Raw genomic sequence first — 11,827 nt, 5'->3', positions numbered from 1 at the left:
CCCTACGCCTTCCGTCGCTTCTCCCCCGGCACGGCCACTCCGGCCGGACCAAAATGCAGCTTGCCATACCGCCGGATCGCCTTGACCCCTCCGGGCAGGTCCACGCCGCGCTGCCCGTGCCAGGCCGTGACCAGCCTGTCCACGGCCGCGACGTGCACCGCGGCGAGCGTCCCGGCGGGGCTTCCGGCCGCCACCGCGGCCCGGCGCAGCACCCGCGAACGCACCGCCGGGGGCAGGCCCTCCAGCGCCCGGACGTCCAGCGCGTGTTCGAAATCACGCGCCTCTTCCAGGGCCCGGACGGCCCATCCGTCGAGCGCGTCCGCGTCCTCCCGCAGCAGGGCGGCGGTGCGCGCGAGCGCCTCGGAGACGCCGGGGCCGAGTCGCCGCTCCAGGAGCGGCAGCACCTCCCTGCGGACCCGTACCCGCGTGTACGCCGGGTCCTCGTTGTGGGGATCGTCCCAGGGCGCGAGCCCCATCGCCAGGCACGCCCTCCTCACCTCGGCGCGGGTGAGCCCCAGGAACGGCCTGAGGTAGCGTCCGGCACGCGGAGCCATCCCCGCCAGGGACCGTGCCCCCGAGCCGCGCGCCAACCCCAGGAGAACCGTCTCGGCCTGATCGTCAAGGGTGTGCCCCAGCAGGACTGCTCGCGCCCCGAGCCGTTCCGCTGCCTCGTCCAGCGCCGTGTAGCGGGCTTCGCGCGCGGCGGCCTCCGGCCCTCCCGCACGTCCCACCGAGACGGAGACGGACTCCACGGGTTCGAGGCCGAGACCGCTCAACGCCTTCACGACCTCACCGGCCCGTTCCGAGGACCCTTCCTGCAGCCCGTGGTCGACCGTCACGCCCCCCGCGCGCAGTCCCATCCTGACCGCTGTGAAGGCCAGCGCACCCGCCAAAGCGAGCGAATCGGCCCCACCGCTGCACGCCACCAGCACCAGGCCGCCCGGCGGCTGCCCGCCCAGCGCCTCCCGTACCGCTGAACGCGCCGTGGCCACAGCGGGATCCGGACCCAAAGCCGACCTCCCGTCCTCGCGGCGGGCCGCCCCGCCGAACCGGTCAGGTCTTCAGGGTGCCATGCCCGGAGCCCGTCCCACCGGTTGTCCACAGGGGACATGAACCTGGCGGCCCACCACTGCACAGAGCCGTCCGCCGGGATGAGCGAACCCGGCGGCCACCACTGCACAGAGCCGTCCACCGGGGAAGCGAGCCCGGTGGCTCGCCGCCCGCGGCGCGTGCCGAACGGCCCTCAGGAGGACTCGAGCCTGGGTTCGCCGGACGGGCCGCGGGTCAGGACTCCGTGCCGTTGGGCTTCTCCAGCGAGAGGATCTCGCCGCCGACCGGAGGAAGGCCCACCCGCCGGATCCACAGGGACGGGTCGCTGATCTCGGCCATCGTCGGCAGCGTCTCGGGCGACGTCCACACCCTGTTGAAGCCGGTCATGCCGATCTCGGCGTGCACCCGGCGGACGAAACGCGAGCCCTCCGCGTACTGCTTCATCTTCAGGTCGATGCCGAGCAGCCGCCGCATCGCCTTGTCGATCTTGGATCCGCCGCCGCGCCGCGAGCTGAACTTGGCGCGGATCTGCGCCACGGACGGCACGACCTCCGGTCCCACCGCGTCCATCACGAAGTCGCCGTGGCCCTCCACCAGCGTCATCACCGCGGTGAGCCGTTCCAGGATCTCGCGCTGCGCCGGCGTCTGGATCGCGTCGATCAGGGTGGACTCGCCGCCGCGTACGGCGTCGGCCACGGCCTCCGCGGCGTCCTTGATCCGGTCGAACAGCTCGGTCGGGCTGAGGTCGGAGGCGAGCAGGAACTGCGTCATCTGCTCCTGGACGTAGGCGCGCAGCCAGGGCACGGCGGTGAACTGGGCGCGGTGCGTCTCCTCGTGCAGGCACACCCACAGCCGGAAGTCCCGCTGGTCGACGGAGAGCTCCTGCTCGACGTGGACGATGTTGGGCGCGACCAGCGTCAGCCGTCCGGCGGGCGCCTTTCCGGACGGGTCCGGCGGCAGGAACAGCTCGTACTGGCCCAGCACGCGGCTGGCCATGTAGGCCAGGATCGCCCCCATCTGCATGCCCGTGACGCGCGGCCCGACGATGTCGGCCGCGATCCCCATCGGCCCCGACGGCACCGTGCGGCGCTGCGAGAGCTGGTCGACGAGGGGTTCCAGGACCACCCGGAAGCCCTCGACGTTCGCCTTGATCCATCCCGGACGGTCCACCACGGTGGCCGGGTGCGTCGACGGCGGCACGTCCATGCGGGTGAACTCCCGCACGTGCCCTTCCGCCACGCCCGACAGCTCCCGCAGCTCCATCACGACGGCCCGGGCCTCCGTCGCGGAGACCTGCGGGCCGGGCCGTACCAGGCGGGCGCCGGTCTGGACCGCCGTACCCCAGTCGATCATGCCGCTCACGCCTGCTCCCTCCACCGTGACCCGCCCGGACGGGCCTGTCACTGTACGGACTAACGCGCCGATCCCTTGAGGCGTTCCCCGAAACCCCGCCACCAACCTGGACACCCGCCCCGAAGCACGCATATCTCTCGGCCGGTCAGCAGTCGCAGGTGGCGGCGGCGGTGGCCATCGCGTCGAGGGTGGAGCGGGCCGCGTTCAGGTCCGCCGCCCCGTTGGCCATGAAGGCGAAGGTGAGGAGGCGTCCGCTCTTGTGCTGGATGACGCCCGCGAGGGTCGCGACATGGTTGAGGGTGCCCGTCTTCGCCCGGACGACGCCCGCGCCCTGCGTGCCGAGGAAACGTTCGGAGAGGGTGCCGCTGAAACCTGCGACGGGCATGCCGGTGATGACCGTGCGCAGCGCCTTGCGGTCGCCCGAGACGTTCGTGGAGAGCATCTTGGCGAGCCCGAGGGGAGTGATGCGGTTGAGCGGTGACAGGCCGCTGCCGTCCTGCGTCTCCACGCCCTGGGCGGCTCCCAGTGACTGCAGAACGTCGCGGATCGCCCGCGCGGCGCCGTCGAAGCTCGCAGGCCGCCCCTTCTTCAGGGCCACCTGCCGGGCCAGCGCCTCCGCGGCCTCGTTGTCACTGCAGTCCATGAGGTGCTCGACCAGCGCCGAGACGGTCGGAGACTGCACGTCCGCGACCGGCCGACCGCCCTCTCCCGAGCCCGGACGGCCCACCGAGGCCTGCACTCCGTAGCGGTTCAGCCAGTTGACGAACACCTGCGTGGCGCGCTTCGGACCGTCCTGAACGGCCGGCAGCGTCCCCTCGCACGGGTTGGGGGCGACCCTCCCGTTGTCCACCATCAGCGCCGAGATGGGGGCGACGCTCCCCTCCGTGACGTAGGTGGGCTTCCAGCCGGGGCCCAGCACGGAGCCGGAGTACAGCGAGGCGTCGTAGTCGACGGTGACGCCGTTCGTGCCGCCGGCCTTGAGCGCGTCGGCGGTCTTCTTGGCCAGCTCGGCGACGGAGGCGGGGCCCGGGTAGTCCTCGGGCCGCTCGCGGGAGGAGAGCGTGGGGTCCCCTCCCCCGACCAGCACCAGCCTGTCGCCCTTGCGCACCACCTTCGTGGTGATCCGCGCCGCCGGGTCGAGCGCGGTGAGCGCCGCCGTCGACGTCACGATCTTCGTGGTCGAGGCCGGCACCGCGGCCTGGCCGGAACGGGCGTCGAACAGGCTCTCGCGGGTCTCCCCGTCCAGCACCACGCCGATGATCCGGCCCTTGGGATCGAGTTTCCCGAGCCTCTCGGCCAGCTGCGCTCCCGAGATCCGCGCATCGCGGGTACCCTGCGTGGTCTTGCCGGGAACTACGATCTCCCTGTGGGCCACACTGGCCGGTTGTGGAGAGAGTTCCCGCTCTGGTGTGATTTTCACTACACCGGCGCTCGCACCCACGGCGAAGACTTGGAGCAGGAAGAGAGTGACCACGGCCACGGGCCGATCGATGGCCGCCATGACTTACCTCTTCCCCGTCCAGAACTATCACCGGAGTGCGACATCCTTGTATACACACAACACCCCATGAGCCACGCATCACACGCGGGCAGCTTCAGAAACTGGCAAGCGGAGGAAACAGTGGAATTCGACGTGACTATCGAGATCCCCAAGGGCTCTCGTAACAAGTACGAAGTGGACCACGAGACGGGGCGCATCCGTCTCGACCGCCTGCTGTTCACCTCCACCCAGTACCCCACCGACTACGGCTTCGTGGAGAACACCCTCGGTGAGGACGGCGACCCGCTGGACGCCCTGGTCCTGCTGCAGGAGCCCACGTTCCCCGGCTGCCTCATCCTGTGCCGCACCGTCGGCATGTTCCGGATGACCGACGAGGCGGGCGGTGACGACAAGCTGCTGTGCGTGCCGGCCACCGACCCGCGCTTCGAGCACGTGCGTGACATCCACCACGTCGCCGAGTTCGACCGGCTGGAGATCCAGCACTTCTTCGAGGTCTACAAGGACCTCGAGCCCGGCAAGTCCGTCGAGGGCGCCAACTGGGTCGGCCGGGTCGAGGCCGAAGAGGAGATCCTCCGCTCCCGCAAGCGTTTCCAGGACCAGGGCGGCCACTGAGCCGTCAGGCGGGCCTGACCGCCCCGATGAGGCTCTTGCGCCACATGGAGGTCACCCGGACCCGCGCCCCCGTGTAGGGCGCCTCCACCATCCGGCCGCGGCCAACAAAGATCCCGACATGATGAATCGTGTCGGGATCTTTGGTGTTGCCGGCGAAGAAGAGCAGGTCGCCAGGGTTGACCATGCTGAGCGGGATGCGCGGGCCGGAGTTCCACTGCGAGCCCGTGTAGTGGTCGAGCTTCACCCCCGCCTGCGCCCAGGCGTAGAGGGCCAGCCCGGAGCAGTCGAAGCCGCGCGTCCTGGCACCGCGTCCGATGCCGAAGCTGGGACCGGAGGCGTTGCCTCCACCCCATGAATAGGGCGTGCCGATCCACTTGAGGGCGGACTGGACGACCAGCCTTCCGCGGGCCGCGCCACGTGCGAAGTGCCGCTTCTTGCCCTTCTTCAGCTTGGCGACGGCCGTCTTGTTGTTCTCGGCCCGCCTGTCCGCCAGGAAGACGACTCCGTTCTCGTTCCGGGCGAGGGTGGAGAGCAGCCGCTTCTTCTGCGCGCGGAGTTTGGAGACCTCCTCCTTCTGTTCTTCGTACGCCTTGTCGGCCTCCTTCTTGGCCTGCTCGGCGGCGGCGAACTCCCTCTTCTGGTCCTCGTATGTACGACGCGCCTCGGCTCGTCGCGAAAGGGCCTTCGTGTGAGCCGTCTCCAGCTTCTCCAGAACAGCGTCCTGCTGGACGTACGGCGCCTCGGACTCGGTTTCGACCTTCCGGGTCTCCTCGGTGTCCTCCGCCTTCTCGGAGTCCCGCGCATCCTCGGTGGTCGTCTCGTCCGCCGCCTCCTCGGCGGTTTCCGGCTTCGTCGCTTCTTCGGCCTCCTCTCCCGCCTGGTCCTTCTCCGCGGTCTCGGTGGTCACGGTGCGTGCGAGGTATCGGGCGTAGTCCGTGTAAGGCGAGTGCGGCAGGTAACGGGAGGCTGCTCCTTCCCCAGAGGCCTCCTGTCCGCCGTGCTCGCCTTCTTCGGGTTCTGTCGCCTCTACCTGCGTCTCCTCGGCGTGTACGTCCGCCGGCCCTGCGTCTTCGGGCTGTACGCTTTCTGCCGGTGCGGCTTCCACCGGCGCGGTTCCGGGACGGGCGGATTCGGCTTCGGCCTGCGCCGCCTCATTCTTCGTCTCGGCCGTCCGCACCTGTTGTCGGGCCTCCGCAAGGGCCCCGCGCGTTCGCTTCAGCGCCGTGGCGGCCTCGTCGTACCGCTTCTGCGCTTTCTCGGCGCGTTCGCCGAGCTTCGCCAGCTCGGCCTTCGCCTGTCTGAGCCGGGTCGTGGCCCTTTCGGCCCGGTGTTCTTTGTCACGGACGGTCTGTCTGCTCTCGGCCAGATCCTTGGTATGGGAAGGCTCCGGCGGGACCGCCAGCACAGGCGTCCCCACCGCGACGAGAGCGCCGGTCACGAGCACTGCCAGGCTTCGAGATGGCTGCGTCACGCTTTCCTCCTGTCCGATATGCCGAACATTCGTGAGCAATCACTGTGCGTAGTCGATTGCTCACCGGAGGATGCCTACCCGGGGATCGGCCTCACTCACACCATTCAGGCGATCATGTTTCTCCTGACGGGAAGGCTTCTCCCCATCATTCCGAAAAAACCGGCGGAGACGGGCATACCACGGGACTGACCCGGAAAACCGGCGGCATTGAACTCGGCGGTACGCGTCGCGACGAAAAGCCGGTAACCCTGCAATTCCGGGTCGGTGAAACAGTTCATCACCCGCACCCTCAGCGCGGCGGACGGGCGTGCGTAAGGCGACAATTCCAGCACCTTCGCCGGGGAGAAGTCCTTCGACGGCGTACGGCTCCCGCAGAGATCGCAGTGCCCGGCATGGGCCAGGAGCTTCGCCCTGACACCGGGATCGAGCTCCCCGGCGACACGTTCGGCGAGGACGTCGCCGCGACCCCGGCAGCCGTGCGGACCCAGCCTGGCCAGGATCTCGGCCGTCAGGGCCAGCCGGAGGTCCTCTTCCGCCTCCGCGAGCATCCTCTTGACCCGCCTTCGGGGGAGTTCGAGGACCGCGGCGAGCCCCCGCGGGGGCAGGCGGTGGCGAAACCCCAGTTCCAGGAGTTCACGGGCCTGCGGAGACAGGGAACCGAGGGACCGCCAGGCGACCGTCCGCCGGTCGACGTCGTCCTGGTCGTGTCGGGCGACCACGAGGTCGGGACGGCCGTCGATGAGGCCGGTGTGGCGCGAGCACTCGACCCGGGCGATCGCGTACAGCCAGGGCGCCAGGTCCGCGGGATCGCGCAGCCTTGCGATCTGGGCCTCGGCGACGATGAACGTGTCGCGCAGCGCCGCCTGGGCGGCGTTCTGATCGAGCAGACGAAACCAGCAATATGCGTAAAGCCTGGCGGCATAAGCGTCATAAACGACAGCAGGGGCGTCCGGGTCACGGGAACGCAGTGCCTCGACGAGCGGGCTCTCCTTCATGGACGGGAAACCTAGGGCATTTTCCCGCCCGCTCTCCAGCGCTTGTTCTGTTCTGTTCTGGCCGGGCCTTCCCTAGAATTCCCACGTCATCGGAGGAAAGAGGCGTTCCGCCGCCTCGGAGATCGTCGCCACCTGCGCCGTGGTGTAGATGACCGGGTGCGACTTGATGAACCCCGGAATCGTCCGCCCTCGGAGAAAAGTGACATCGCCGTATTCACATCCCTCCGGTGCCAGCCGACCCGCCTGGACGGCGACGAGGGGGACGACGTCCATCTCGCTGTCGAGTTCGTCCGAGAGGATCTCCGCGACCAGCTCCGAGGCCAGCAGCACCATCGCCGTCTCCAGGTCCTTCGCGGGCCGCTCCCCCACCCACAACCGCTCCTCGTCCGTCCAGACCCGGGCGCCGCGACGGACCCTGCGGGTGGCGACGGCATAGACACCGGTCAGGCCGATGACCAGATGGTCGAGATTGGTGGCCGCCAACCGCGGGATCTCGCGGTCGTGCAGCACGCTGTAACCACGTCCCAGCCGGGCCAGATCACGTCCGGTACGCCGCTCCGCACGGGCGCCGCGCCGCCAGTTGGTCTCCACCCCGGGTGCGAAGTAGCCGGACAGGCAGTGCGCGGCGGCCAGCGCGGCGCCCACCGCCAGCGCGGGACGCCAGTCGAGCAGGCCCGCGACCACCACTCCGCCGGCCACACCGAGCACCGCCGAGACCACGAATCTCTCGGTCCGCGACGAGAGCCGCCGGTACCGAGCCCACGCCGAAGCACCCGCCGTCCCCGCCTCGGTCCACCGCACCGGCCTCACCCCCGCGCCCAGCGTGCTGCCCCCGACCTCCGCATTCAAGGACTTCCGCCCGCCCCGCCGGTGTCGCCGACCCCAAACGCCGACACTCCCGACAGTCTCCGCGCCAGCAGGTCGGCGTCACCCTCGGTGTGGATCATCTTGGCGTTCCGTCACACCCGATATGGCAGCACTGGATTGACACTGTCATCATTACAGTGTCATCATTGCAGCATGGACACGTGGACGATCTCCGAACTGGCCGAGCGCGCAGCCGCCGCGCTGGCCGACCTCGAGGTGAACGGCCGCGTCCAGGACGTCCCCAACGAGCGCCTGATCCGCTGGTACGCCACCCTCGGGCTGCTCGACCCTCCGCTCCGGCAGGGCCGCACGGCCCGCTACACCGGCCGCCACCTGCTCCAGCTCGTCGCGGTCAAACGCCGCCAGGCCGCCGGCCGCACTCTCGCCGAGATCCAGGCCGAACTCACCGGTGCCCCCTCCGAAACCCTCCTCGCCATCACCGGCCCCTTTCCAGGCCTTCGCACTCCTCCCCCAGCGGCTCCTCCGTCCCCTGTCCGCCGCTTCTGGGCCGCCGTTCCGAGCGATGCCACCACCGCTCCCGGCCCCTCGCAGAGCACTCCCTCCGGCGGCCGCCCTGCGACCGGCACCGGAAAGGCAGACGCCGCAGCCCGGGCACTCGGTGCCGCCGACATCGTGGACAGGAAGGCCGGTGCCGTCGGCGCTGCAGACGGGGCACCCGGTTCGGGCAGCACAGATGAGGCAACCGACACCGTGGACGAGACGACAGGTACGTCCGGTGCCGCAGACACCGAGGGCGGGGTGTCCGGTGCAGGCGAGGCACCCGATGCGAGCGACCCAGGGGCTGGGTCCGGCACAGAAGTCTCAGACGGCGGGTCCGGTTCGGACGGGGCCTCGGAAGCCGCCTCACCGGACATCCGGTGGACGGCGGCGGTGGAGCTCTCCGGAAAGCCCGAGACGAGTGATGTGCGGATCGTGGCGATGCAAGGGGTCCTGCTCGCACCGGGTGTGACGCTGCTCCTGGAGACCTCGGCGTTGGACGGCGAGGATCTCGCCGCCCTGCGGGCGGCGGCGGAACCACTGCTGCGGGAACTCGCCGAACGCGGGCTCCCGGCGGCGACCGCGCGAAGGGAGGGCGAACTCCACCTGTAGCCCGACCCCCCGGTGGTGGCGTGTCACCGCCGGGACACCGGTCGTCGCATCCGCGTCCGGCCGCCGCAGCAACGTCGCCAGGGAGGCCCATGTGAACGTGCAGATCATGCCGATGGATTCGTCCCCGGTTCCCGAGGCGGGATTCGGCGCACTCGCCACCGCCGAAGGGAACCTTCCGCTCGACGCCCTCGACGTCCACGCCGCCATCACCGGTCTGGCCGCCCGCGTCAAGGTCGCCCAGGGGTTCCGCAACCCGTTCGAGAAGCCGCTGGACGCGACCTATGTGTTCCCTCTGCCCGACCGCGCCGCCGTCACCGCACTGCGCATGGAGGCCGACGGCAGGGTCGTCACCGCGGAACTGAAGGAACGGGCGGCGGCCCGCGAGGAGTACGACCAGGCCATCGCCTCCGGCCGGCGCGCCGCGATCGCCGAAGAGGACCGCCCCGACGTCTTCACCATGCGGGTGGGCAACATCCTCCCCGGGGAACGCGTGACGGTACGACTCACCCTGGACCAGCCGCTCCCCTACGAGGACGGCGCCGCCACCTTTCGTTTCCCCCTCGTGGTGGCCCCCCGCTACATCCCCGGCGACCCGCTGGGCGGGCCTTCCGCGGGAAGCGGCGTCATCCCCGACACCACCGCCGTCCCCGACGCCTCCCGCATCACCCCGCCCATCCTGCTCCCCGGATTCCCCAACCCGGTCGCCCTGAGCATCACCGCCGACATCGACCCCGCAGGCCTCCCGCTCGGCCCCGTCGCCTCCAGCCTCCACACCGTCACCGCCGAAGACGGCGCCCTCCGCCTCGCCCCCGGCGAACGCCTGGACCGCGACTTCATCCTCCGCCTCCCCTACGCCCCTCCCACCCCGGCTCCCGGCACCGCGCAGCACTCCGCTTCCGCCGAAGACGCCGGTTCCGATGTCCCGCAGGACTCCGGTTCCGTCGAAGGCGTGGGCCCCGATGTCCCGCGGCACTCCACTTCCAACGAAAACGCGGATTCCGAGGCCGACCGGCGCTCGGGCTTCGTCGGTGGTGCGGGGACGGGATTGGTGGAGTCGTTGGTCTTCGTCCCGGACTCCGTCGGGGACGAAGGGGGTGAGGGGACGTTCACGCTGACACTGGTGCCGGGGCAGGCGGGCCCCGCCCTGCCCAAGGACGTCGTACTGGCGATCGACAGGTCCGGCAGCATGGAGGGCTGGAAGATGATCGCCGCCCGGCGGGCCGCGGCCCGGATCGTCGACAGCCTCCAGGCCCACGACAGGTTCGCCGTGCTCTCCTTCGACCACGTCGTCGAGCACCCCGAAGGCCTCCCCCCGGAGCTGGTGGAGGCCGGCGACCGCAACCGCTTCCGCGCCGTCGAGCACCTCGCGATCCTGCACGCCAGGGGCGGCACCGAGATCCTCGCCCCCCTCACCCGTGCCGTCGAACTGCTCGCCGATCCGGCCCGCGACAGGGTCGTCGTCCTGGTCACCGACGGCCAGGTCGGCAACGAGGACCAGATCCTCGCCGCCCTGTCCCCCTCCGCCCTGAACGGCATCCGCGTTCACACCGTCGGCATCGACCAGGCCGTGAACGCCGGCTTCCTGGGCAGGCTCGCCGCCCACGGCCAGGGCCGCTGCGAACTCGTCGAGTCCGAGGACCGCCTCGACGCCGCGATGGAGCACATCCACCACCGCATCGCCGCTCCCGTCCTCACCCGGATCGCCCTCCACCCCGCCGCCGGCCTGGAGATCCTTCCCGGTACCCTCACCCCCTCCCGACCGCCCTCCCTCTTCCCCGGCGTCCCCCTGGTCCTCTCCGGCCGCTATCGCGGCAGTCAGGCGCCTCTCACCCTCACCGCCGTCCGCCCCGCCTCCCAGCCGGTGCTCCTCCCCGCCGACACCACGCACCAGCGAGACGACGGCCAAGCCGCGGCTCTCCCGACGGACGCCCGGCCCACCCCATCCGCACGGACCGGCTCCCCGTCCGCGCAGCCGCACGGAACTCCCTCTTCCGCGGACGCCCAAGCCGTGCAGACCGACGCTCCCGGAACAACCGAAGCCCCGTCGGCCGCCGGTTCCGACGAGTGGCGCCGGACCCTGACCGGACGGGTCGTCGCCCATCCCGCCACCACCACCATCTGGGCCAGGGCCCACCTCCGCGACCTGGAGGACTCCTACACCGTCCGCCCGTCTGACGAACTCGAGCAGCGCCTGGTAGCCACTTCGCTGAAGCACGGCGTCCTCTGCCGCTTCACGGCCTTCGTCGCGATCGACTCAAGGATCGTCACCTCCGGGGACACCCCCCACCAGGTGACCCAGCCCGTCGAAGTCCCCCAGGGCTGGCAACGGGAGAGCGCCCCTACCGCCCTCCCCGCCGCCGCCCCGATGATGGCCGCAGCGCCCTTTTCCCCCGCACCCGGTGGAACCCCCCGAGCAGCCTTCCTCCGAGCCAGACCCCGTCCCGGCAGCGCCCCCGCCGCCCCTGCGGCCCCCAGCGGTCCCGCTCCCAGCGGCGCCCCCGGCGCATTCGGTGGTGCTCCCACGCCCCCCACCTTCCACGTCCCCATCACCGGCGCCCCGCTTCCCCCTCCCCCCGCGCCCGACGTCACCCCGCTCCTGGAACTGGAGCTCTCCCGCCTCAAGGACCTCACCGACGCCCCCGCCGAAGACCGGCTCCGCCACCTGTCCGACCTCGTCACCCGCCTGGAGTCCTTCTCCCTTCCCGACCTGGCCTCTCTCCTGGAAGAGCTGAAGTCCTCCCCCGCACCCCTCTCCCTCTGGCCGCGCCTCATCGAGGCCCTCACCGCCCTCACCCGCCCCCGCAAGCGCCCTTTCTGGAAGCGCTGACCCTTCCCGACCACCGCATCAGTCCCGAAACACCGCTCCGA

General features: G+C 70.7%; 10 protein-coding genes. 4 read left to right on the top strand and 6 right to left on the bottom strand.

Going from position 1 to position 11,827, the window contains the following annotated elements; genetic code table 11:
* Positions 1–2 precede the first annotated feature (2 nt).
* The 3 genes from tilS to dacB all read right to left on the bottom strand — a co-directional run bounded on the left by tilS (position 3) and on the right by dacB (position 3,778).
* Positions 3–1,010: a tRNA lysidine(34) synthetase TilS gene (tilS, locus tag C2865_RS05430; RefSeq protein ID WP_106397126.1), complete on the bottom strand. Its 1,008-nt coding sequence runs from the start codon at positions 1,008–1,010 to the stop codon at positions 3–5.
* A 274-nt stretch (positions 1,011–1,284) separates the two neighbouring features.
* Positions 1,285–2,403, bottom strand: a complete 1,119-nt coding sequence (locus tag C2865_RS05425; protein ID WP_106397503.1) for a zinc-dependent metalloprotease — start codon at positions 2,401–2,403, stop codon at positions 1,285–1,287.
* A gap of 145 nt (positions 2,404–2,548) precedes the next feature.
* A complete protein-coding gene (gene dacB / locus C2865_RS05420; protein ID WP_232835371.1) occupies positions 2,549–3,778 on the bottom strand; it encodes a D-alanyl-D-alanine carboxypeptidase/D-alanyl-D-alanine endopeptidase in 1,230 nt (409 codons plus the stop codon).
* 246 nt (positions 3,779–4,024) lie between these two features.
* Here dacB and C2865_RS05415 point away from each other — a divergent pair, with 246 nt between their 5' ends.
* A complete protein-coding gene (locus C2865_RS05415; protein ID WP_106397124.1) occupies positions 4,025–4,516 on the top strand; it encodes an inorganic diphosphatase in 492 nt (163 codons plus the stop codon).
* A gap of 4 nt (positions 4,517–4,520) precedes the next feature.
* Here C2865_RS05415 and C2865_RS39245 read toward each other — a convergent pair whose 3' ends face one another.
* The gene (locus C2865_RS39245; RefSeq protein ID WP_157963576.1) at positions 4,521–5,423 is read right to left on the bottom strand and encodes an NlpC/P60 family protein; all 903 of its coding nucleotides are present in this window, start codon (positions 5,421–5,423) and stop codon (positions 4,521–4,523) included.
* Positions 5,424–5,513: 90 nt separating this feature from the next.
* Between C2865_RS39245 and C2865_RS39240 the strand changes: the two genes are divergently transcribed.
* Positions 5,514–6,176 (top strand): hypothetical protein, encoded by a 663-nt coding sequence (locus C2865_RS39240; RefSeq protein ID WP_157963575.1) that lies wholly within the window; start codon positions 5,514–5,516, stop codon positions 6,174–6,176.
* Here the strand turns inward: C2865_RS39240 and C2865_RS05405 are convergent.
* Both C2865_RS05405 and C2865_RS05400 read right to left on the bottom strand, forming a co-directional pair.
* Entirely contained in the window at positions 6,092–6,982 is an 891-nt protein-coding gene (locus C2865_RS05405) for an RNA polymerase sigma factor (RefSeq protein ID WP_106397122.1), read from the bottom strand. The genes C2865_RS39240 and C2865_RS05405 overlap by 85 nt on opposite strands.
* Positions 6,983–7,054: 72 nt before the next feature.
* The gene (locus C2865_RS05400; protein WP_157963574.1) at positions 7,055–7,783 is read right to left on the bottom strand and encodes a nuclease-related domain-containing protein; all 729 of its coding nucleotides are present in this window, start codon (positions 7,781–7,783) and stop codon (positions 7,055–7,057) included.
* Positions 7,784–8,002: 219 nt separating this feature from the next.
* On the opposite strand from C2865_RS05400, the gene C2865_RS40540 reads away from it, so the two are divergent.
* Together C2865_RS40540 and C2865_RS39915 are read left to right on the top strand one after the other, a co-directional pair.
* A complete protein-coding gene (locus C2865_RS40540; RefSeq protein ID WP_232835370.1) occupies positions 8,003–8,959 on the top strand; it encodes a MerR family transcriptional regulator in 957 nt (318 codons plus the stop codon).
* A gap of 106 nt (positions 8,960–9,065) precedes the next feature.
* Positions 9,066–11,786: a VIT domain-containing protein gene (locus tag C2865_RS39915; protein WP_232835426.1), complete on the top strand. Its 2,721-nt coding sequence runs from the start codon at positions 9,066–9,068 to the stop codon at positions 11,784–11,786.
* Positions 11,787–11,827 lie beyond the last annotated feature (41 nt).

The sequence above is a fragment of the Actinocorallia populi genome, from assembly GCF_002995495.1.
GTDB classification, from domain to species: Bacteria; Actinomycetota; Actinomycetes; order Streptosporangiales; family Streptosporangiaceae; genus Actinocorallia; species Actinocorallia populi.
The sequence above is the reverse complement of the archived record's forward strand: the minus strand, read 5'-3'. Positions and strand labels throughout refer to the sequence as shown.